Here is a 23221-nt window from a genome sequence, read left to right as displayed (position 1 = left end):
AATGCCGCCGGAATTGGTGATCATTTCGCTCCGGAATACACACGATTCACATACTGCATTGAACTTATCCTAATTTAGTGCTAGCTATATCTTTGAGAGTTGGGATAAGTAGTTATGCGCATAAATTTAATTGAAGGGGGCAAACAGCATTCATAAAAAATAATAGTGATTAACTGTTTTTTTAGTGAGTTTTTATTTAAGGTGAATGATTGTTTTTATCATTTGTTGCATGTCCTTTATCAGAGTTTATTAGAGATATAAGATTAGTTTTAATTTATTTGATTAAAGAACGATGGGTTATATTAAGTGCTAACTGATTATGTTTAAATTAGCCATCCCAATTATCTCTGATTCGCACCATCTCAACAAATTCTTTATCAAAAAAATAATAATATAACTGTAATTTTTTGTCATAATCAAAAGCATTTTCAACAATATAATATTCACCAACTGCAGCTAATGAGCCATTTACAAATAAAGAGCCAGATATACAAAGATAATCTTTTTTATTAAACGTAATCTTTGCTATCATCATTGGATTATTTATATTCCCTGGCTTAGCAATAGGGTGATTTGAATGATTAATCGCATCGGATAATTTTATCCAACTATTATCTCTTACAAAATATTGATTATCTTCTATACTAAAGTGACGCATATTGACGTCAAATTCATAACGTTCTTCGCTACCTTTAATTTTCTTATAATCAAAGCCGCCAGGAAGGTGCATATAGCTAATACTACTATTAGTAGGAATTTTTGAAATAGACGCCAAGATCCGTAAATTACCAGGAAGATACATGTAACTAACACTGTCATTAGGAGTCTCTCCTTCATGGCATGACACCACAATTTCCTTGGGCAATTGAGCAAAAAGTAACGAACTACTCATTAAAAACATAATTGCAATTAGATATTTTAGAAGCATTTTTTTCTCTGTCATAAATTGAACGATATGAAGTTAACTTTTAAGCCGGCGACAATTTATCACTGGCCAGGATATATTGCACTAACAAAACTTGGTTTAACTCTAGCCGTCACTCTTGCCGCGACTCTAGCCGTATTCAGGGTAAGCAATTATGTGCAGAGATTTAATTGAAGCGGTTTGGGATTTTTGTGTTCAGCATTCACAAAAGCCCGGCTTCTTTTAAAGTTTGAATAAAAATTCTTTTGATTAGCTTTAGTCTTGGTTTGTGTTTATTCGATAATATAGAGTCGTAATACATGTTCGGTATTTTCATTCCCATGACTTTCCCATTTGCGGACAGCGGTATGGGATTCATGAACCATGGTTTTACCAAATTCACGTAGCGGCATGGAAAAATAGGAGTAAATGAATTTAACTTGATTGCCAGTTAATCTCTCTTCTTGAATGCTAATTTTTTTATTACCTCATCGGCAATATATTGGAGATCAATTTTGGGAAGCCATTCGCGATTGAACTTAACTGTCTCTACGTTTCCTAATTCGATAGGAAAGCCAAGCCCTTCATACAGAAACGTAGGTACTATTTTGGTTTTCATGGTGAGTGCCATTCGGGTCAGATCTTGCCTTTTGCTTATCAATGTAGTTTTGGGGAATTTTAGAGAAAGCAAAAAGCAAGATCTCACCCCTTAGCTCCGTATTGAAACCTTTTTTGAAAAATCGGCATGTGCTTAATCATATATCACACTTTAAGAATATAAAAATATTATATAACATACATACAAATGTTTTATTTTAACTCTATATGTTAATAAATTATAATTATTGGGCAAATTAAGTATTTATATTAATTTCACTCTAACTTTTTAAAAAGGAAAATAAATGCGTTATTTCTATGAAAAAAATGCCCAGATTCATTTGACAAATTCTATTGATGAATTGATTTCTCATTCATTTCCCATTGATGTAAAATCACTGGAAAAAAGTGCTCATTATCAGGCTGTTGCTAATATTATTTTTTCTTCGCAATACAAGTTATCTCTTTTAACTACGAGAGAAGACATACTCTTAGGACAAGATTTTATAGATTTCATAGCGCATCATAAGTTAACTTCGTTAAACAAGTATAATGGGGTTGATCTTTTATATCTTTTAGCCTTAAGCCATGACACAGCTTTGCGTGCTGGAATTTGGAAGTTAGGCTCTATGTCACATCTAAAAGCCACTGCAATTATTAGTAGCCTATCAAAATTAGATGCTATCGATCGCATGCCTCTTATGAAAGAAGCTCTAGTAGCATGGAAAGAGTTATTTCTAAAAGCCAAATTTGAATTGCAACAAGAAGCAGGGACTTGCCCAGATAGCACCCGAAATATGTTGGGTCAGATGACTTTATACGTTTCTACAAATAATGACAAAAATAATGAACGCGATGGACAGTCTCAGAGCGACCAAACAAGATTAGAAGTTGAACGTGAGCAACTTCGTTTTTTGGAAAGAGCTTATTACAAAGAAAAGGATAGACATAACCAGCCTACAGAAATGCAATCGTATTACAACGATGAAGAAGAGGAATATAATGTTACACAACAGCAGTATTATTACAATTAATAATTGTAATAAGGAAGGATTTAAAATTTCCTCTAATGACTGCTTCACACGATATCTAATGCAATGAAATAGAAACATTCATAATTTCTCATCAATTATGCAGCAAGCTTAGCAACCGTCTTGAATTAAAAATCAAGACAGTTGCTACACTTGCTGTGGGCAAAGATACATTTTTCGCTGACAGATTTTTTGATTAGCGCATATAGGAGCAGCCGGCATACAATTCATCAATTCAGGATGATAATAATAGAAATATAATTTCACCGGTCCTTTTTTATCAAATGCATTGGCAGCAATATAAAATTGTGAAAGGGCTATGCTCCGATTCCATTCGCCACCAAAATCATCTGAAGGGCTGCGTACACATAAATATGATCGCTGCGAATCATCGATTTTTAGCCAATAAGTCCCATCAGTCAAAATTGCTAAACTAGGCTCATAAGGCTTTTCTGATTCGACAACTGCATCAGCAATAGCATATTTTTTCTTATCTATAATAAAATAAGATTTATCATAGCAGGAAGTAAAACCATAATATTTATCTTTATATTCAGTTAAATAATGGTTATTACATTTATCATTTGAATCTTTAATAAGACCTATATTTCCGAGATCCGTGACTACAATCGCACCACCAACTGCGAAGCCCTTTTTACAAGATTCAATCACATCTTTTGGTATGCTGGCCAACGAATACTCAAATGGATAAAGCATAAAACCAAGTAATAAAAATTTTAGAAACATGCTGATTACCAAGATGATTAAATTAATCTGAATGTTAACGCTATAGGGCCAAGTGGTGAGATCTTGCTTTTTGCTTTCTCTAAAAATGACCCCAAACTGCTTCGATAGGCAAAAAGCAAGATTTGTTCAGTACTGAATCTTGAGTAAGCCATATTTCTTAGCCATTTCAAACGACTTCAATTTCAACAGGAGCAATGCCTTTTATACCGAGTTTTTTAGCAGCAGCATAGGATAAATCAATAATCCTGTTCGATAAAAAAGGACCTCGATCATTAATCCGAACTACAATCGATCGTCCATTATTCAGGTTTTTTACCCGTACTCGTGTAGCAATGGGGAGTGTTGGATGAGCTGCTGTCATTGCATACATGTTGTAGCGCTCTCCTGTCGATGTTTTTTTATGTCGAGCGTGTGACCCATACCAGGAAGCAATTCCTTTTGCTTTGTAATTTTTGGCAGATTTCATTATATGATATGTTTTCCCCTTGATCACATAGTGATCCGGGCCATTAGATTGCTGGTGCGCACAAGCAACCAGTAGTATGGGGAGTAAACCGGTAATGAGTCGTTTAATAGTCAATAAAATCGAATAATAATTCATAAAGTTATCTTCTTCCGCTACAGATATTTTAAATATAAGTTTTAAATGTTACCGAGATGACCTTTATAAATAACTTAATTTTAAATATATGTAATTAATAGGTCACGAGAAACAAAGATATTTCTTGCAAAGAAAATCGTCAATGGGTAACACATTTTTACCATTTGCCTTCATCATGGATTTTATGGATTATATATTTTTGGATGAATATGTACCAACAAATTTTGCGGTATAACCTCTTATCGTATCACATCAAGGATATCTCTATACCTAAGGAGCTTTTCATAAGCCTTGTTATATTCATTTTAACCCCGTGAAGCATGGCTATGTCCAAAAAGCATCTGATTGGAAATACTCCAGTATTCATAGATATATTCAAAAAGGAATTATAAGCAGTGATTGGGCTTGCTTTGACACATTACAGACAATGAATCAGTTTGGAGAATAACATCAAGGCCCGACCGACGAATGTTTTGTAAACGATGTTATTTCCCGAGATAAATTTGACTGTTAATTGACTATTATTGTTAACTTTAATAAAATTGACCTCTATTTTATCATCATGGAATACTAATGAGCATATTTTATATTTTTTCAAATCAACTCACTGATATCGACAATCCTCAAATTCAAAACATTAAAAAAGGTAGGATATTTGATTCTGAGCATAAGATGAATGAGTTTAGGTACGCTATTGCTTCTTATGATTCAGATAAAAAAGGTTGGGTGCTATTTAAAGTGGAGTATCCTGATAAATCTGCTCTGGAGCATGCATTAAATACAGGAAAAGAGGTGGATTTAAGTTGTTTAACTTTTAATAATATTGAATTCTCAATAGCATCATTGTTTACTACAACTCCATTTAAAAGCCTCCAAACTGCAGAAAAAGATGGAGAAGCAAATAGAGAAGAGGCGAGCATTAAAAAAGCACTGTCTGAAATTGAGCGTTTAGAAAGTCAAATTAATGAAACCCATGCGCAATTCATTAAAGATAATATAGAAAATAATGAGGTTTTTAATTTTTTTAAAGATAAGCCCTATATTTTTGAAGCAGCAATGCAAAACTATGATGTCGCTAAAGTATTCATGAGTTCCAACAAAGTAATGTCTTTATTATCTCCTAAGCAAGCTATAGCTGTGCTTTTCAAACACAGGGCAAATATAGGCCAACAATTTTCTTTATTCGATGCAGATAACCCACGCTTTATTTCGATGGACAACCCCACTATTATTGAAGGGTTAAAAGGTGATTCTGCTGAAGCTGCAAGATTTATAAACTCTAGACTTGGTGCTTTATTAAGCCCTTTAGAATTTGCTAAAATCTTACTAACTCACCGAGATAATATCAGCTTTTTCAGTCATACTTTAGCACGTCATGAGTATGCTTTTAGTGAAAAAAGCTTAAAAGATCCTCAAGTTAAAGAGATCTATCAGCAATTATTAATTAAAGCCACTGATCCAGCTAACGCAAGAGCTTACAAAAAATATTTCATTAAACATCCTAATCATGTTGAGTTATTATTTAATTTCTTAATGGCTACTGAAAATGCAAATGCAGCAATAGCATTTATGAATTCTTATGAAAACATGTCATTATTTTCTGTCAAGCAAGCGACAGACTTACTTTTAAATCATAGAGCACACCTAAAGCTACAAAACGTACCTCCATTTACCCCTCATAATCCTCAACTTATTGCTTTAGATAATCCTATGCTTATTAACGCGCTAGAAAACGATCCTGGCATTGCTATTCAATTTATAAATTCGAGATTGATAAATTTATTTACACCTTTCACAGTTGCTAAAATTATGCTTGCACATAAAGATAATGATCGTTTCTATCATCAAACGCGGCCACGTCATGCGTCACTTTTTACTTCTGAAAACTTGAATGATCCCAGGATTAAAGAAATTTATGATCAATATTTTCATAATCGAAATCAGAGAAAAAATCGATTTTTTGCACAACAACCCCAAGTTAACGAGACTGAGGAATATTTCAGATTCGCGAATAGAGATGAAATAAAATTTAATCCCTATAAAGTATTAGGCGTTAACGAAGATGCAAGCTTGGGAGAGATAAAAAAAGCCTATAAAAAGTTAGCAATGGCTTGGCATCCTGATAGAATACAAGCAGGTGAAAATATAGAAGCACGAACGGAACGTTTTAAGAAACTTGGGGTAGCCTATAATATTTTAATTGATCCTGCCAAACGACAGGAATATGACAATAGACCGCAAAACAGATTTGCAAGACATAATCCTATGCAATAAGGGCTTCGTAATTGGGTTAGCTGTGTATTTCTGGAGCGAAATGAGCGCCGATTCCTGCCGCACTTGATTGCTCATTCCGGAAACACTTGCTAACTTGATTAAAATACCCCTTTATTTGGGGTAGAGTCGAAGCCAATCACTAAGCAAACTCAGATTTGCCTGAAAATTCTGATTGACGATACTTCGGATTAACTTTCACATGCCAGAGCGGCAGCATCAAAAATAATGGAATCAAGCAGCAAACAAACAATGTGAGGAAGAAATTATCCCAGCCGTAATTTTTGATAATTGCACCCAAAGGAGCACCAGCCAGAACAGCACCTAAACAATAAGCAAAAAATCCGGCAAAGCCAGTTGCAGTCGCCGCTGCTTTTTTATGTGCTAATTCCGCACAGGCCATACCAATCATCATTTGTGGTCCAAAGATAAAAAAACCAAAGAAAAAAAGAAACAAAGCATCGAGGAATGGTGTATATGCCCTGGTTAACGTAAACAGCAACAAAGTGGCAAATACGCCTGCAGTAAAGAGAACGTTGATTGGATTGCGTTTACCTTGAAATATTTTGTCAGAAGACCAACCGGCAACCAGATTTCCAAAAAAACCACCAACCTCAAACCATATGACACAACTGCCTGCAGTGATTAAGGAATACTCTTTCACTTCCGTTAAATACAACATGCTCCAATCATTAATGGCCGTTCGAACAATGTAAATAAACAAATAAGAAATGGACAGTATCCAAATATATTGGTTGCATAACACATAATTCCAAAGAATTTCTTTGACTGAGAGTTCTGTTTTTTCTTTGTGGTGATTTGCGAAACCAGAAAAGTCTTCATGATATTGCTCTATCGCAGGTAAACCAAGGGATTGTGGAGTATCTCTTAAACGATTGATTAAAAAAACACCTCCTAAAATGCAAATGATCCCAGGCACAAACATGGCAGAACGCCAGCCGAAATATTGCGCACAAACAGCAACAATCAATGGAATTAATGCCCCACCAACGTTATGTGATGTATTCCAAAGACTCCACCAACGACCACGTTCGGATTGAGAATACCAATGTGTCAATAATTTAGTACATCCTGGCCAGCCCCACCCTTGAAACCAACCATTCAATCCCCAAAAAATAGCAAATAACCACCAGGTGGAAGACAATCCAAACAAAATATTAAAAACACCAGTCAAAATCAGCCCGATCGCCATTAAATAACGAGGGTTAGATTTATCACCAAGAATTCCACTCAAAAATTTGCTGATGCCATAACTTAAACTCAAAATGCTGGCGATCATTCCCAGTTCAGTTTTAGTCATCCCTAAGGTGCTTTGCAATGCAGGCATCACGAAGGTAAAACTCTTTCGCGTAAAATAAAACAACGCATACCCTATATACATTGCATAAAAGGTGCGAATACGCCAATAACGATATTGCCGTTTAACAACGGTTTTATCTTGAATTTCATCAAGATAAGGAGCAGGTTTTAGAAAACTCAAAAATGCCATGATTGTCCATGATCATGAAAAAAACATGATTAGAATGTAACTCGCAAAGTATGTCAAATCTTTCTAATGAAAATTTAATAGGATCATACCTATTGATAACTAAAATAAAAATTTAATGGAATTCTTGTGAAATTATAAATAAGCTACGCAGTTTGTATTAAAAAAGGATTTATTGGAATGAAAGAAATAGTTAGTTTATTAGAACAAGATCAAATCGATTTTGCTGATCATAAGCGTCCCGAAGTCATAATGGTTTTAAGAAGAAAATTTCGTACTCAAAAAGATTGGATTATTACGTCTTTCAACCAATATCAATTTACTGAAGAAGAATCGCAAAAAGTCCAACAAGCCATTTTAAATGGGGATCTTCGCATAACAGATCTTCTTAATCGTCCTTTTTCTCACTATTTTTGGAGTTTCCTTACCTTTAAGTGGGGAGAGATACTTTCAGGTGGAAAAAGATTATCCAAGCAAGAAGTCTTACAAATTGCTACCTGCTCTAGCAATGGCCAGGAATTTGCGAGAACACCAGCTCAAAATAGAAATAGGCTGATAAAAGGAGTGCCATTGATCATTGGCAAGGTCGTTACCTCCATGGCGCTGTGTATGGTATTTTGCCTGGGATTATTAAGTACTTTAGGAGCTCCTTTTGGCCTTAGCCTCGGCTTGGCGATAGTACTTTCCTTATGTAATGGAGTAGTTTGTTTATTAAGTCGCGGGAAAGCCATGCTTGATAGTGCCGGCTTTCAGCCTCAAAAACAAAAAACGTTTAAGACCCTTGAAGAAAATATAAAAGAAAAAACGATACTCGATAGAGGCCAGAAATTATTTTTTGGTATCGTGACCTTGTTGGCGTGCATTTCTGCAGGCATTTCTGGATATGCTGGCCTCGTAGGACTTCTCACGTTTTTGGGGGCAGGCATGCTAATCTCTAACCCTCTGGTTTTGATACTTACAATTGGGTTGTCTGTGGTTGCAGCTGTCTCTTTTTATTCGTTTCAAGCCGTGGGCATACGTGAAAATTATACAAAATTTAAAAATCTTTTTATTGAAGATTACCAAAAACCCTATGGTCTTTTACGATGTGTTTTATTAGGAATGGTAAGTACGGTCTTTTTGGCTGTTTATGCGACGCTAACTTGGTTTACAACGGTCTCAGGGGTTAATAAGCTTTTCAATGCTTTAGGTGCGACTCCTGATACCCTTTTAGCACATTTTATTGCCATGATATGTACTTCAACAACGATGGTTGTCAATACTTTTTCACAAGTATATAAAGTCTTTAACCCGAAAACGTATGTCGATCTAAAAGAAAAATTTGAATCAATATACCAACCACCGGAAGAAAACCTAACAAGAGCGCAAAAGATAATGCATGGAGCTATCAATATGCTCAAATTATTTGCATTGATAGGTGATTCTCTTGCTTATTCTGTTGCCGGTGGAATCCGAAGCGGGATTCATATTGGTGAAACGCTGGGAGAAACAATAGGGGCAAAATTTGCATTAACCGTTACCATGGCAATATTGTCTCCAGTCATTTTAGTCTTCGTATCGATAGCTTTTACCTGGCCTACCGTTTTTGACAGAAAAAAATCGACTCAATGTCCTTCGCAGATGGAGAAGCCATTGATAGAAAAAATAAGTCAAAGCCATACTTCAGATGCACTGCAAAATAATACTCTATTACCAACATCAGAAAAATCTCCCAAGCCTTATGATTCAAATATCAGGCAAGCAGGGCTAAGATTTTTTGATGCAAGGTTGAGTGAAGAGTGTATTCTTGAGCCCAATAGCAGCCCTACTTTAGAGAGCAGAACGGTTTTGATATCTTCATCGCTATAAATGATGAGGTTTTTAAAGCAACCGGGCTAAGCTTGCTATCTAATGCCATGTCCCCAAATTGCTGGTAACCAATATTGTGTAGCGAAAAAATAGGTGGCTACTGTTAATAAAACGCTAGCCAAGTTCATAACGGTTCCAGTAATGAATCTGGAAACTTGACCGACCTGTGTCGAGCGGCCTCGCAAATAGGCTTCAGCGACCAACAAATTGGGCAGATAGAAGAAGAATGCCATCACAAAATCAAAAGGGCCATGAAATGTTTGGGTATGCCATAGTTTATTTGTCATGAGAAACCAGAAGCCGTATTCCATCCTGTAGAGCCATGAGCCGATCGCAAGTGCAAACAGACGAATGGCCCAAGCTTGATGGTTATCGAATTTTAATTGTCTAGCATAACGGTAAGCCTGTAAGGCACACAAAATCATTAATGAACCATAAAGACCAAAGCCGATATTCATCACAAGGCCACCGATAGTTCCGGTTGAGGCGATGAAAGTCAATCCGCCTATTCCTGCAAGAACGGCAGCAATGACATAGATGCGCCCTAACCAGCGGTGTATCCCGGGGGCGTGATGGCGAATGATGCTGAGTAACTGTAAAAATCCCATCGCAAGAATAATACCGCCTGCAGTAAAGTGAATGGCAATGCCTAAAGTTGAAGCGGTGTGTGATTTGATATAAAGATTAGGTAATACATTGTTCCAACGAGAGGCAGAGCCGGATATTAGAGAGTTTGCGTAAAAAAAAAGTATGTAAATTCCGAATAAGCCACAACTAAGCCATGTAACGAAAGCAAGAATACGAGAAGAGTAGTAAAAATAACCAGAAGATAGATCAATATACCTCATTTCTTGAGGAGAAGTTATAGTTGTTGTTGTCATGTGCTCAATCATTAATCATAGTAGGACCAGAGTTAGTCTACAATGTCTGGTACGCTATTTAAAGTTCATAAACCAAAATCAAATACAATAAAGAATAACTATGAAATATTACCCGGATTTATTTACTTCAAAAAAATTAATTTTGGGTTAGATTCAAGAGTAAATCGGATCTGACCCTTAACGCTCGTTAACCCTTTGGATTTATGAAGCTCACTACGGGATTGCCGGTTGTTGTTATTCACATCAAACTCTGGTTTGTTCACTTTCCAAATTTTAAGAGAGATGCAGAAAAGCAGGTTATAAACGAATTGTCTCAGGGAAATGATATTGGCAGAGAATGAATTAAGCCACGCCCCTGAGGTTCGTGACCATGAAATGCAAATATTTTACAATGATGCTAAGGAAATTTTTAAGTACAGGGAATAATGAAGAACACGGCCAGACGTAAAGGAATAGTTTTTATAATAATCAGCTATATTATATTAAGTGCGGATGAGCCTGTCGTTGCCAAACTTATTCAACTTGGTAATAACGTCACTATCCATGGACGTAATCCCATCTCATTTTGTAATCTTCTCTTTATAGGGAGTCTAATGGGAGCTCTAACACTATTATTAACCCAGTATAAGAATTTTAGAACATTCAATTTCAAGACGTTAACCAGCAAAGATTGGGCATGGCTATTTACCAGCGCTTTTTTTATAGGTTTTTTAACGCCCACGCTATTTTTTTTCGGTATTATGTACGCAAATATTATTAATGTAATCCTGCTCTCAACTCTTAATGCTCCAATAACTTTATTTGCCGCATGGCTTATTTTTTCTGAAAAACCTAATATGCGGCTAATTTTAGCTTCATTAATCACTATCTCAGGTAGTTGTGTTATTGTTCTTATTCCGCAATGGACAGCTACAAACAAGAAGCCTATCACCCATATCACATCGATTGGACCTCTTTATGATTTTCTTGCAACTACACCATACTCCGGGGAAATTTGCGTATTTTTAGGTGTTGTCTCAAGTACAATTTCCACCTTGATAAGTTTTCATGCTGTTACAATATTACCAGGTGGTATTTTTAATACCTTTCGTATGGGATTAGGGGCTGTTTTTTTCTTTTTTATTGCTTTAGCACTGTTTGGTTGGGGGCATTTTTCGGATCTTTTATCACCATTTCTTTGGAAGTGGATGTTATTGTATGGTCCTATCATTATAGGCATGGGGATGTTTTTTAACTATCTGGGGCTGCAACATATTAAAGTCGCAGATGACGTGATAGCATCCTCCTTGACACCCCTTTCCTCCATTGTTTTCTCTTATTTAATTCTTGGAGAAATTCCTGGGGTTGTTCAGATTATCGGAGGTTTTATCATTTTTACGGGAATAGTATTAGCCATGAGAGAACAAATACGGCATCTTTGAGATAGCTATTTATATTATTACCTTTTCCCCATAAGGGATTTGTGAAAAATTGACAAAGAGTAACTTGGTAGCTTTTCTTTTCTACAACGCATCTATCCTGATTTCTTAAATAAGTCGCGAGAGTGTTGTTTATGATAGAAACGTGATGGATGAAAGGCTATAGGATATTCTGGCAACGGATGCATTTTTTAGGATCATAAAAATGAAACGTCAAAATACTATAGTAAGATTTTTTCATTTTATTTTTTTAATTCAACTGAGTTATTTTTGTTATTCTAAAAATTTAACAGATGATAAAAATCCAACCAAGGAGTTTACTACACTGCCCAAGCATTGCAGGCCTAATATTAATCCAAACCTGCCACAATTTATCATTGGTTATGGATCGTTAATGCAAGAAGAATCCAAAAAAGAAGACAGCTCAATGGTAGGGGAAAACTTCCCTATTTATGTATCAGGTTTTCAAAGGGGGTGGATTGAGCGAGGTACACCGATTGGATTTAGTACCATTTATCTTGGTGTAGTGCCTAAAAAAAATAGTATCATCAATGCGGTTTATTTTAAGTTAAACGATCCATCTCAAATTAAGAATTACGACAAACGTGAAAACACTTATTGCCGAATTAAAGTTCTACGAGATGACATTCAAGCCCTGAGCTCTATTAATCTACCTGAAGGGCAGTTTTGGATTTATACAACGAGTGGGAAACAACTTGCTGCTCCTTCGAGTGATTATCCTATTGTGCAATCTTATGTGGATATTTTTTTATCAGGTTGTTTTAGTTTAGAAGAAAAATATCATTTAAAGAATTTTGCGAGGGATTGCATTAAAACCACGTCCAATTGGTCAAGTCATTGGGTCAATGACAGAATTTATCCACGAACTGCGTTTGATAATATTCCCTATGTTGCAAAAATTGATCCGCTTCTTGCAGTAGAACTGCCACAATTCTTCAAATTAATTAAAATAGAGTGAAGTAAGCAATGATGGCTTTTTATGTTGTCTCTTTGCATTTAAAAGACCGATGAATTGCCCAGAAGGATTGCCCTGGACGAATTGCGTTGACATGCCTTGTACAGTCGATCCACAAAATTCAGAACGTGCTTTGTGTGTCTGTAAGATAGAGAGATCACAAGCTTTTTTTACTTTTGGAGGTGATTGTAATACGAATACCTGCGCTACCGGTTTTTGGTCTGGCGCAACCCAAGCTAATAGCATCATTCTTCGTAATGCATTAATGCAAGAAATGCGTTTGAAACCAAAGAAATTACCCAAGGCTTGTTCTACTAAATCATCACAAGCAAACTAGAGATATAGTGAGTCAAAATTTATAACGCTCCAAAGTTTCCTGACTACCTCTCTCAATGGGTCTCAAATTAAGTATGATATAATCTATTTCTTTTACGGGTAAAGGCTCGCTTGGGAGCAATATGTTGCTTACTAATCGTATTGATCTTCGTTCTTACCATACTGAGAGTTGCAGTCACGCACATGATTATGCCCAATTAGTACTGCCTGTTTCAGGTTCTATGGAGCTGGCGGTAGGTCATTACTCTGCTGTCGTTAATGATGATATCGGAGTATACATTGCACCAAATGAACAACATTGTTTTGCCGGAAGTCAAAAAAATCTGTTTTTAGTTATTGATGTTACTACTCAAAATCCTCTTCGTGATGAAGGTTTTGAGTCTAATATTCTCAATTTAACGACAAGCACTAAAAAACTCATCCAATTCACCCACCATTATTTAGTACACAATGAAAGAGATTTTTTTGCAGACTCTTTAATCAATCAATTATTGTTTCACTTTGCGGCAAATTCTTTTTCACCTGAATCGGATCCGCTTGTTATAAAAGCAAAACGCTGGATTGATCTTTATTTCGCAGATTCTGTGGACGTGAGTAGAGTAGCGAAACATTGTTATTTAAGCATTAGTCAATTGCAGCGCCGTTTTAAACAGAGATTAGGCTGTGGTATTGCCGAATATTGGCGGATGAAAAAATTACTCCATGCTAAAAGATTACTATCTCAGAAACATTGTCCCATTGAAGCAATCGCATTTGAAGTAGGTTATGAAAACTTACCTGCATTCAGTCGCCGTTTTAGCAAAGTATTCGGTGAATCCCCATCTCAATGGAGAGCCAAAGCGTTAACAGCAAAGAAAATGCGTCAAATAGATAACTAACTCTGGTTTTAAATTGATAAACTACGAATTCATTTGATGGTAACGATACAGCCTATGCAAAACGTTGAGGTGTAAAAATGATGATATCTTATGAAGAATTTGAAAAAATCGATTTGCGTTCTGGTACAGTTGTGAAAGCAGAGCCATTCCTACGAGCCAGGAAACCTGCTTATAAAGTTTGGGTGGATTTTGGTGCCGATATTGGTATTCTCCAAACCTCAGCGCAAATAACAGTGCATTATACGCCTGAAACATTGATAGGTCGGATGGTAATTGGATGCGTGAATTTAGGTGAGAAAAATATTGCCGGGTTCGTCTCTCAATTTCTATTGGTTGGTTTTTCTGATGAAAAGGGGGCTATCTGCCTTGCTTCCGTTGAGCCTCATGTTCCGAATGGTAAAAAAATGCACTGATTACTATCTGAGATATTTACACATCATAATTTTGAACTATGGATTTGTGTTTTGAAGTCTGTTGATTAAATTCAATGATATTAAAAATATCGATATCAGTTATAAATAAAATTCGTTTTCAAAATAACAGTGCAATATGTAAAATAATTAAACAGCAAAATAATTATTGTTACATTGGAGACGAAAATGAGCATAACAGTTAAATCCTTGGATTTTGATCAATGCATCTCACATAGGGAATATAAAGAGTCATTACAAACAAATGATGGACGAAAAGTTTGGGATGCTGAAAAATTATTTAACACCAATAAGGGTATTCTCAGTAAAAGCAATAATGATCCCATCCATGTTTTTATTGGTTCTAACAGGCAAAACCTCAAAGCGGATTTAATCAATTTAAATGCAGGAGCAGCTACTTTATTTATACCTGTAGCTCAAGAGTTGTGCGACTTCATGGGGGCAACTTTTCATCCATTACTTGTTCCTGATTTAATCTGTGAGAATGCCGCAATTGGAGATACCTATCACAGTGCTCTGCATGTAATGAAACAAAATGGCAGCCTGGATCATTTGAATGCATTAAACAGTGATTCTCTAATGAAACTAGTAACATCCGCAATTAGTGGCCAACTAAATTCACTCTATTGTATTAGTGATGAGAGTAAATTTTTAATGCTGTATTCACAGATTCAGTATATTGCTCAAAAATATCCTGATGAGAATATTAATTTTGAGTTTTACGATGATAAGGAAGATATATTAAAGCCACTGTATGAGATCTTCTCTAAAAATCCTGATTTAATTCCAGCTAATGTGACTTTGCATATTAACCGCTATTTGAATGGCAATCTTATTGATACGGGCTTTAATCCAATTTTGGGTCAAGGTTCTCAACAAGAGAATTATCAGAGTATTGTAAAATGGATTCATAAACAGTCAAGCAGCCACCTGAAGTCAGGGAATTGTTGTCAAGTATTAGAAATGGATAATGAAAAGATTGCAAGATACTGCCGATTTGGAAAAGATGAGACAAGGCTAAAACTATTAGACTCTCTTGAGAATCTTGCAAGGCATCAAGTGGGTTCAAAAGATGGAAAAATGGATGAATTTATCAAGGGGTCTTATGAAAAAATTGCTAACACAAAAGATATGGATTCTGTAACGTTACAACAATCACTTGAGGAAACTAGTAATGCAATCAAAGTAACCGAAGCGATTAACAAAGTCATTACAAATTATCGCAAGGAAGCCAAATGTTTATTTAGCGTTGGTATGAATGCCAAAGCAGACAGAATAGAAAAGGCATTACTCAATGTACCTGTGGAAGATCGAGGTAAAATTTTCTCTAATGACAAAGTTTCTCCAGAATTAATTGCAATAAGAGCAGCATTGGCTTCACACCGCTACTTTGGGAAAAGGGGGAATGTATATTATAAAGATGAAGCACGTACTGTTATTGATGAAAATAAAGCGGCGACAACTTACAATAATTTAAGAAAGCAATTTGCAAATTTAAGGGCACAAAGTCATGCTGATGCTCAAGTTGAACTGGAACATTCGTCTGAAGCTTCAAGAACTCTAAAGTTCTAAATGGCGCTATAAATTTCTATTCCGGCCGGATTTGTTTACCAATTCCGGCCTGTTTGATCACTCTCAGAAGCTCACGAAGCCGTGATTTTTATGCAATGTTCTTTGCGGTAGTAAGGTAATATAGATAACAGAGATATGATGGTTTTTTGTATGAATTCTCGATATACAGTTATTTTAGCGAGATGTGTTTACTTACGTTGTACTCTATTTTTCCACCAGCTACTGGGCAGAGCAGGCCCAATAGCATTGATAAGTATTTTGCATGCCTGCTTTCTATTTTCGTTTAGGTAGTGCCACAAATAACGTTCCAGTGTGATTTAGTTGATTTGCTTCCACACCGGCTTGATCACCCTCCCCCTTATAGACGTCAACATGGGCTCCTATAATTGCGCCGCCTGCATCCTGAGCCACACACCATGAAGTAGCTTTTTTGCAATGATAGATAAAATTCATTCCAACAGGAATAACTCTGTGATCGGTCGCGCATGAAACATGGGGGGTTAGAGAAATATTTTCTGAGCCATAAGGACCCCCATCTTCTTTAGCAAAAAATACATAGCTTTGATCTCGATTTCGCAAGTTATCGGCTTTATCAGGGGGGAGTTTGTTTAGATATTGCCGAATGAGCTTTTCTGATGCAGCGCTTTGTCTGATTTTTTTAGATACGTTGCAACGTAATTTTGCTTCATCATGGCATTTTGGATCTTTAGCGCAACGTTCCATTGTGTCAAGATTGCCACCACAGGTTGGATCTTGGGCGCATTGGACTATACGACCAAGCATGGTGCGTGGTCTGCCGTTGGCACCGTCGTAATTGATGTGAAATAATTTGCCATCAAGAAGTAATGAGCCTGAACCTTGTAGCATTAAAAAAGCAGAGTCATTGGGGTCTTTAAGATAGCCAATTATATATTTTGGACTTAAAGCCCCATGCTCAATTTCTTCTCGGTCTGGTGCTACAGAGTAGGTGCCATCCGCATTTTTCAGACAAAATCCACGCATCACTTTGCTAAGCGGATCCACGCCGCAAAGAGGAGTTTTCAAATTATATTTTTTGCTTTCCAAAATAACACTGACAACCCCCGGGTTACTATAGAGAGGATACAAAAATGCTCCGCCTCGTTTGGTGCGAGCCTCAACAGCGGCAGGAGCGTAATAGGCGGTAAATTGGAATTCACCCTTTTTAAATCCGGCATGGTTTTCGGGCCAGCCATCGCTTTTGTACCAGTCAAACTCGGTTTTGATGCTCGATAAAAATTTTTTAAAATCACCGTGGGCGGCTTTTGCGAGAGTGAGCATTTTTTTGTTGGTATTCAAACACCATTCCTGGCGCTTGAATGGACGACCAGCAATAGTCACTGTCTGAAATTCACCATAGCTTTTATTGCAGTTTTCAATTTGATTATTTAATGCCTGGATAACTTCATCCATATTACCCACAGGATTATCTAATGGCAGCTCTGATGCAGAAATTTTATGAAATTTAAAACGTAATACCCCTGGTTCTTTTGCAGCCATTTTCTGTCTTGAGGTAATATCCACGAGCCTTCTAATATCTAAACAGCGTTGGATTGGATCAGCGGGGAGGGCTGCTTGAGTGATGACGCTAAAAGTCATTAGAGCAATTATCAGAATTGATTGAAACATTGGTATCCTTTCGCTTAGCTATGGTTGAGCCTTTGCTCATCCATTAATTTCGATTGGTAACAAGAATTATATAGGCTATTGGCCAGCTCATCAAAGAGATGAATTCAGGTAAATTCTGCGCCCCATACCAACCATATCATCATACTAACATGGATAAGTGTTTCATAAAAATTATATGATTTTCTTTTTATAAAACTCACTTTTCGTTTAAAATGGAGAAAATAACACCAATTTGGTGGGTTAATGACTCTGATATTAAAAATGAAAAAATTTAAATTGATAGCGAAAGAGCAATGTTTTGCCTTTATAAAAAACGCGGTTAATGTAGGTATGGATGAGGTTATCTATAGTAAAGGTATGAATAAAACTTTTATTACCGATGGATTGGCTACCTGTGCTGCTGTTGCTATTTATGGCAGTGATGGCGGTTGTTCTGCAGCATTTACTCACATGTCCAGTGAAGCTACGGACAAGGATGATAAACGAAAAGAAAAGATATTAAATGAGATGTTGGAATATGTTTTAAAAAGCAATTCATTATCCGATGTTAAATTAATTATTTCTCCTTCCAGGATTCAAGAAAAACATTTGATTTCCTTTATTTTGGAATGGGTAAAGCAAAAAAAAATTGCTTGTACGATGGTGGAAAAAGGAGGGGATTCAGCTGTATTTAATATGGATAAGGAAGGTCGTGCATTAATGCTTTCAACTTCACTGCAATTAAAGCAGGACGCATCTGACAAAACATGGCATGGTCATGGTATTATCATTGGCCAGAGCGAAGGCAATTCTGTGGTTGAGAAGCAGAAAAAACACTTCATATTTTTTGCAGATGACATTTCTTCTCAAATTACCAAATTTTCAGACTCACCTAAAACAGTTGGCACTGTAGCGGCTGTAAGTGCTTAGGAATAAGCATAAGCTGGATAAAATGAATTGAACTTCTTATTTTGGTCAAAATTGAAATATTTCCTCAATATCGGGTTCTATTTGATATGTTAATTTCATAATGGATTGTTTTTTATACTCAATTTATAGGCAGTGTATGATGAGAAGACCTTTTATTATTATCGTGCTTGTTATATTTCAGTTCGGGTGTATCCCTTTGGCAGAAAATCATATCCACGCCATGTAGTCCCGAATAACACGGGGAAGACACACAATTAAATTAGACTATAAATAGTACATATTGATCTTTATTTATCTATCAAGTATAATGATCAACTTGATTGAATTGTGGTTCTATTGTCTTTTTAGTGAGATGTGCTAATGGAATTCGAAGATTGGTTTCTGGAACAAATAAGCAATGGGAAAAAATGCATCTTGATAGGGGAAAACCATTATTCCTATGCAAGCGAGGACTGTCTCGATTGCATTTTAAAATTGCAAAAACAAGGTAAGATAAACAAGAAAATTGTATTTTTCGATGAAAATTTAACTGCATTAGATAATTTGGAACCTTACACTCTTGAATCTTTAAGCAAATTAAATACAGTTGAACCTTCTTTAATTGCTTTAATTAAAAATCATGTTGAGGTTTATGGATTAGAGGATAATTTCAGCAATCCATTTATAAATCTTAAATCAATAAAAAAAGTGGCTGCATGTTTAAATGATTTAGGTTTACAACAAGGACAACGAGAATATAGTAATCTTGAACAGTGTATTTACTGGGCCTACCATCTCTATGGAAAATCTTTGGTTAGAGTACAACGGGGTAATGAAGGCTTTTGTAATCAAATTTTACATAAGATGGATGAAGATACTATCGTTATTGCCAGAGTAGGGGCCAAGCATATCCCTGCAGTGAGAAAAGATGGAATAGTTATTGAAGAGGGAATGCTGCAACGCTTAGGTCAAGACATTGCTTCTGCCTGTTTTATTACACACTTCCCTAAAAACAAGACTTATTCAGAACAAAAAACTTACCAGCCAGAATCTGATACTTTTGGAAGTTATGATTCTATAGAATGTTGCATGGTTCCCAAGAAGATGATGCATCAACCGGATTTGACTCTATGGGCTGAACAACGGAAAGAAAGAAAAGATGATAATGGTTACAGGGATACTAAAAAACAACGTTGTACCATATTGTAAGTTTTGATAGGACCTGGTGATAGCAAATGCGTACTTGCAGTCAGAGCCTATGTTTAAGGTCGCTTGTAAACAGTTTATATTTTATTTTGGTGAGATTTCTATAGAATTTTGGTGTTTCAACGTCACTTAAATCTCACAAAGCTATATATTGATTTATTGCTATTTAAACTATACTAGCAGACAAGGCTAATTTTTACTTAATGATTGCAAATGAAACTTATAATTAATAAAAAAAATAGGGCAGAGTCAATAGCGCTGGATGTTGAATCAACAATGACAGTGAATGAGCTGTTTTTAATTCTTTATACTCATCGCAGTAAAAGGTATGAACCTTTGTCTTTTAACGAGTATCAAAAATTTATTTCCGTATACCAATGCCTATTGTATGGAGATCAATTTATAAATAAATTACTTCCGGGAACCAATTTAGCTGATTATCGACTTGAAGATCCATGTCATTTGACCTGGGAGGAGTTTACTGAGAAGCAGTGTCTTTTAGCTGATGTTGAGGCCAGTAGAATCCTTCTTTGGCAAGCTAATAAGAAAGCATGTAAACCTGAAATGGAAAAAGAGCTTGTGTCAGCCGCAAACAGTGATGGCATGAATCCTGGCATATAACAAGAATCAAACATCCTGTATAACATAGCGAGTGTTCGTTTTATAGTTCATTGAGATTAAGTCATGCAATGAAAAATATAAAGTACATCCAATTAGTTAACCGGTGAATGCCCTTGAGTGCCCTCTTGCCCTCAATCAAAAGTTTTGTCGAATTAATAAATCCTTAAGTTTTTATTGTTAAAATTTTACCCACTTAAAAGATCATAAAAAATGATCTTTTTGCCGCGACCTATCTTCTCCACAAGGATATCTGGAGGACTGGTGTAACACCTAGTTTTAATTTAGTAAACGGGTTCGTCGCTGAGGCAAAGAAGATGAACGATTTACTCTCGGATTTGGTTATTGATTGAGAGTAGTTTATTAACTTTAATTCAGCGAAGTGTGACTCACCAAACCATCGCTTCCCATCTTTTTGTCTCTGAATTGAAATATCCATTGTCTCTGCCAGTCTTTATTGGGCAGAGGGTTTGTTAATTTATAAGGAATTCATAATGAAAAACAATTATTTTAACGTGATTTATGGATAAGGATTATATAAGACACAGTTGTTATCAAGGGTTCAGGCTGAGGAGAAGCATAAGCATCGTCTCGAAGCCTTGGCAGGAAACATTAAATTCCATACAAGGCTTCGAGATGGCATAAATGCCTCCTCAGCCCGAACGATTGAAGATAACGACCTATCTTATCCTTAACTCACGTTATTTTAATAATCAGTTGTTTCATTGAGATAGAGCAAGGAGTTGTCATTATGAAATCAATGAAAATCATCACGGTGATGAGAAAAATTCATGAATTAGTAATGATACAAGCTACTGCCGGGGTTTTTATGAAAACAAAATATGAAATGAGTCAAGGTAAAACTGAGTTTTTGGCTAAAGAACAAGATGGTTCTTATCCAGGGTATCAAGTCAGCGTTCTGGATCTCGAAAAAATAGTTAAGCATTATCAGGAAAAATACGGTATTCGCTTGATTATTAATGGCACTACACCCAAATATCGGGATCTGATAAGAGAGCGCCAGGTTAATTTTGAGCAACAAAAACAGCAATTCCTGGAGCTCAAATACGCCAAGTTTTTACAAATATTTTTTCAACCACCTAATCTGAATGGCGCAAACTCTCCTTTTTCTATCAATAAACATATGGGGGCATTTATAGGTTTTTACGAAGAAATACACAATAAAATTCTGCCATTTCTGGATGCAAAAGGAAAAATCATTTCGGGTTTATCCCTGGAAGAATTAAGACAACTCAATGAGGCCTGCCAAGGGTTGTCATGCAAAGGAATACTTGATGCAACAATTAATGAATTTATAGAGCGAAATTCTGATTATATGGGGCTAACTGCCAGGGAAAGCGCAAGTGAAATGAAAGATATCTGTGATGAACTGCAAGAAGGAGAGGTTTTGGGTTATTTTTTTACTGGTCAACGTACCAGTGGGAGATGTCATTTCGATCTCTATATCTGTTTACCTGGTAAGGCTATAAGACCGATATTATATAACACAGCGCTTATCAGATATCATGATCTTGGAGGGATGTTTCATTTGAATTTTCCTTTTATCGAAGGCAATTTTTTTACACCTGATTTGTTAAAATTATATTCTGCAATGGACTTGCAACAGCTAATCCCTCAAGCTGACAGGACTTCATGTGGTACTTTGACAATGATGTATGCCAAGGAGTTATTAAAAGATGATGCGAGAGGGCTGAAAGAATTTACGTTGAGTTTTACTTATTATAATGAGAAAGGCGAAAAAGAATATTTTTTTCTCCCATCACCACAAGTATTACGATATTCTCAAATAAGCTTATATAATGAAGCGCTGCAAGCCATTGTGTCTCATGAAAATGATGGGCAGGATGGTTTAGTCAGGAAAGGCGCTAAAAAATATATGTTTCATACTATCGAAAAAATTCTCATTCAATCTTTTAAGATTGCACTTGAAAAAGAAGATGCTGATGTTCTGGAGGAAAATCAAAAAATTTGGGATATCTTGCCCAGCTTTCAGGAAAAATGGCAGGAAGCTTATAAGGGAATGGTTGTCAAACGGGGGTTGATGAGTCAAGGGGTAAACAAGTATTTGCTTTATTCCACCCATCGGATGAGCCATATTGCAAGTGATGAGTCCATAAACAATGAAGCGGATGCTGATAAAATAATTCTTCGTTAAAAAATATTGCATCATATCAGCACCTTGCTGATATGATGCAAGCGATTGATTCATATAAAGTTTAAATTCCTGGCATTTATGGAGAAAATTTTTTGCTTCGTTTGGTTTGATAAATCAGAATCCTGAATAAATCGAGTCGCGTCAAGTAAGGATTCCATTGGGTAATCGGAGGCAAACAATACCCTGTCTTCTCCCATGACCTCAAGAACATAACGTAAGGCGGGAACAAAAAAACGTCCGCTAGTGGTTTTGTAAACATTTTGACGCAATACCTCTGAGGGAATACGCTGAATAGAAGGTCGATAAGGTTTCAAGTCTGGTATATGGTATAAATGATCGAGACGCTCCATTAAAAAAGGCATGGTTTCACCCAAGTGTCCCAGCATAATTTTTAATTTGGGAAACGCATCGAATACACCTCCAAGAATCATTCGCATCAGACATAAAGCCGTGTCAAATTCAAATCCTAAATCCTGTAAATATTACCAACAGAGAGGAAAGGTAATTTTAGTGTATGAGGCATAATCCGGTTTGCGCCAGATTATAAATCACTGTGACTATTTGAATATTACAGGACTTACGATAAACCCCAATCTCTTTGTTAAAAAAGGTTTTTAATTCAGTCATTTAGTTTATCTAAACTCCCTTGTGTATTCCGGAGCGAAATGATCACCAATTCCGGCGGCAT

Annotated in this window: 19 protein-coding genes and 1 pseudogene; 13 read left to right on the top strand and 7 right to left on the bottom strand. The window is 36.1% G+C overall.

Translation table 11 applies throughout. The annotated features are described in order from the left end of the window. Positions 1 to 328: 328 nt before the first annotated feature. Complete coding sequence (locus CC34_RS0109350) at positions 329 to 943, bottom strand: hypothetical protein (protein WP_229310341.1); 615 nt, start codon at positions 941 to 943, stop codon at positions 329 to 331. Positions 944 to 1806: 863 nt separating this feature from the next. Between CC34_RS0109350 and CC34_RS0109340 the strand changes: the two genes are divergently transcribed. Beyond that, entirely contained in the window at positions 1807 to 2535 is a 729-nt protein-coding gene (locus CC34_RS0109340; RefSeq protein ID WP_027228163.1) for a hypothetical protein, read from the top strand. Positions 2536 to 2679: 144 nt separating this feature from the next. Here the strand turns inward: CC34_RS0109340 and CC34_RS0109335 are convergent, their stop codons facing one another. Continuing rightward, on the bottom strand, positions 2680 to 3279 hold the full coding sequence (locus tag CC34_RS0109335) for a hypothetical protein (RefSeq protein ID WP_027228162.1): 600 nt from the start codon (positions 3277 to 3279) through the stop codon (positions 2680 to 2682). 166 nt (positions 3280 to 3445) lie between these two features. Further along, positions 3446 to 3880 carry a septal ring lytic transglycosylase RlpA family protein gene (locus tag CC34_RS0109330; RefSeq protein WP_028378675.1) on the bottom strand — a complete coding sequence of 145 codons (435 nt, stop codon included), beginning with the start codon at positions 3878 to 3880 and terminating at the stop codon, positions 3446 to 3448. A 573-nt stretch (positions 3881 to 4453) separates the two neighbouring features. On the opposite strand from CC34_RS0109330, the gene CC34_RS1000000116745 reads away from it, so the two are divergent. Then, a complete protein-coding gene (locus CC34_RS1000000116745) occupies positions 4454 to 6154 on the top strand; it encodes a J domain-containing protein (protein ID WP_050598216.1) in 1701 nt (566 codons plus the stop codon). Positions 6155 to 6293: 139 nt separating this feature from the next. On the opposite strand, the gene pgtP is transcribed toward CC34_RS1000000116745, so the two are convergent. Beyond that, entirely contained in the window at positions 6294 to 7661 is a 1368-nt protein-coding gene (gene pgtP / locus CC34_RS0109315; RefSeq protein ID WP_028379438.1) for an MFS transporter, read from the bottom strand. 177 nt (positions 7662 to 7838) lie between these two features. On the opposite strand from pgtP, the gene CC34_RS0109310 reads away from it, so the two are divergent. After that, entirely contained in the window at positions 7839 to 9506 is a 1668-nt protein-coding gene (locus tag CC34_RS0109310) for a lpg2552 family Dot/Icm T4SS effector (RefSeq protein WP_028379437.1), read from the top strand. Between the two features lie 35 nt (positions 9507 to 9541). On the opposite strand, the gene CC34_RS0109305 is transcribed toward CC34_RS0109310, so the two are convergent. Further along, positions 9542 to 10387, bottom strand: a complete 846-nt coding sequence (locus CC34_RS0109305; protein WP_028379436.1) for a DUF2306 domain-containing protein — start codon at positions 10385 to 10387, stop codon at positions 9542 to 9544. A 425-nt stretch (positions 10388 to 10812) separates the two neighbouring features. Here CC34_RS0109305 and CC34_RS0109295 point away from each other — a divergent pair, with 425 nt between their 5' ends. The 6 genes and pseudogenes from CC34_RS0109295 (at position 10813) to CC34_RS0109270 (ending at position 15998) form a co-directional block, all read left to right on the top strand. Then, on the top strand, positions 10813 to 11808 hold the full coding sequence (locus CC34_RS0109295; RefSeq protein ID WP_028379435.1) for a DMT family transporter: 996 nt from the start codon (positions 10813 to 10815) through the stop codon (positions 11806 to 11808). A 202-nt stretch (positions 11809 to 12010) separates the two neighbouring features. Next, the gene (locus CC34_RS0109290) at positions 12011 to 12784 is read left to right on the top strand and encodes a gamma-glutamylcyclotransferase family protein (protein WP_028379434.1); all 774 of its coding nucleotides are present in this window, start codon (positions 12011 to 12013) and stop codon (positions 12782 to 12784) included. A 31-nt stretch (positions 12785 to 12815) separates the two neighbouring features. Beyond that, positions 12816 to 13118 (top strand): annotated as a pseudogene (locus CC34_RS01000000116325) (hypothetical protein); the annotation flags it as partial. 121 nt (positions 13119 to 13239) lie between these two features. Beyond that, positions 13240 to 13995 (top strand): helix-turn-helix domain-containing protein, encoded by a 756-nt coding sequence (locus CC34_RS0109280; RefSeq protein ID WP_028378671.1) that lies wholly within the window; start codon positions 13240 to 13242, stop codon positions 13993 to 13995. Positions 13996 to 14072: 77 nt separating this feature from the next. Next, entirely contained in the window at positions 14073 to 14408 is a 336-nt protein-coding gene (locus CC34_RS0109275) for a tRNA-binding protein (RefSeq protein WP_028379433.1), read from the top strand. 174 nt (positions 14409 to 14582) lie between these two features. Next, positions 14583 to 15998, top strand: a complete 1416-nt coding sequence (locus CC34_RS0109270; RefSeq protein WP_080274184.1) for a hypothetical protein — start codon at positions 14583 to 14585, stop codon at positions 15996 to 15998. A gap of 273 nt (positions 15999 to 16271) precedes the next feature. Here the strand turns inward: CC34_RS0109270 and CC34_RS0109265 are convergent, their stop codons facing one another. Then, entirely contained in the window at positions 16272 to 17645 is a 1374-nt protein-coding gene (locus CC34_RS0109265; protein WP_028378669.1) for an MltA domain-containing protein, read from the bottom strand. A gap of 243 nt (positions 17646 to 17888) precedes the next feature. On the opposite strand from CC34_RS0109265, the gene CC34_RS0109260 reads away from it, so the two are divergent. From CC34_RS0109260 to CC34_RS0109245, 4 genes are all read left to right on the top strand, one after another. Further along, positions 17889 to 18554 (top strand): hypothetical protein, encoded by a 666-nt coding sequence (locus CC34_RS0109260; RefSeq protein ID WP_028379432.1) that lies wholly within the window; start codon positions 17889 to 17891, stop codon positions 18552 to 18554. Positions 18555 to 18908: 354 nt separating this feature from the next. Then, a complete protein-coding gene (locus CC34_RS0109255) occupies positions 18909 to 19742 on the top strand; it encodes a hypothetical protein (RefSeq protein WP_080272196.1) in 834 nt (277 codons plus the stop codon). 210 nt (positions 19743 to 19952) lie between these two features. Further along, entirely contained in the window at positions 19953 to 20360 is a 408-nt protein-coding gene (locus CC34_RS0109250) for a hypothetical protein (protein ID WP_027228149.1), read from the top strand. 826 nt (positions 20361 to 21186) lie between these two features. Further along, entirely contained in the window at positions 21187 to 22533 is a 1347-nt protein-coding gene (locus CC34_RS0109245) for a lpg2538 family Dot/Icm T4SS effector (RefSeq protein ID WP_028379431.1), read from the top strand. Between the two features lie 50 nt (positions 22534 to 22583). On the opposite strand, the gene CC34_RS01000000116320 is transcribed toward CC34_RS0109245, so the two are convergent. Beyond that, on the bottom strand, positions 22584 to 22970 hold the full coding sequence (locus CC34_RS01000000116320; protein WP_229309772.1) for an amidohydrolase family protein: 387 nt from the start codon (positions 22968 to 22970) through the stop codon (positions 22584 to 22586). Positions 22971 to 23221 lie beyond the last annotated feature (251 nt).

Origin of the sequence: Legionella pneumophila subsp. fraseri (genome assembly GCF_000586315.1) — a bacterium.
GTDB lineage: Bacteria > Pseudomonadota > Gammaproteobacteria > Legionellales > Legionellaceae > Legionella > Legionella pneumophila_B.
Note: the sequence above shows the minus strand (reverse complement) of the source record. Positions and strands in the feature narration are given on the sequence as shown.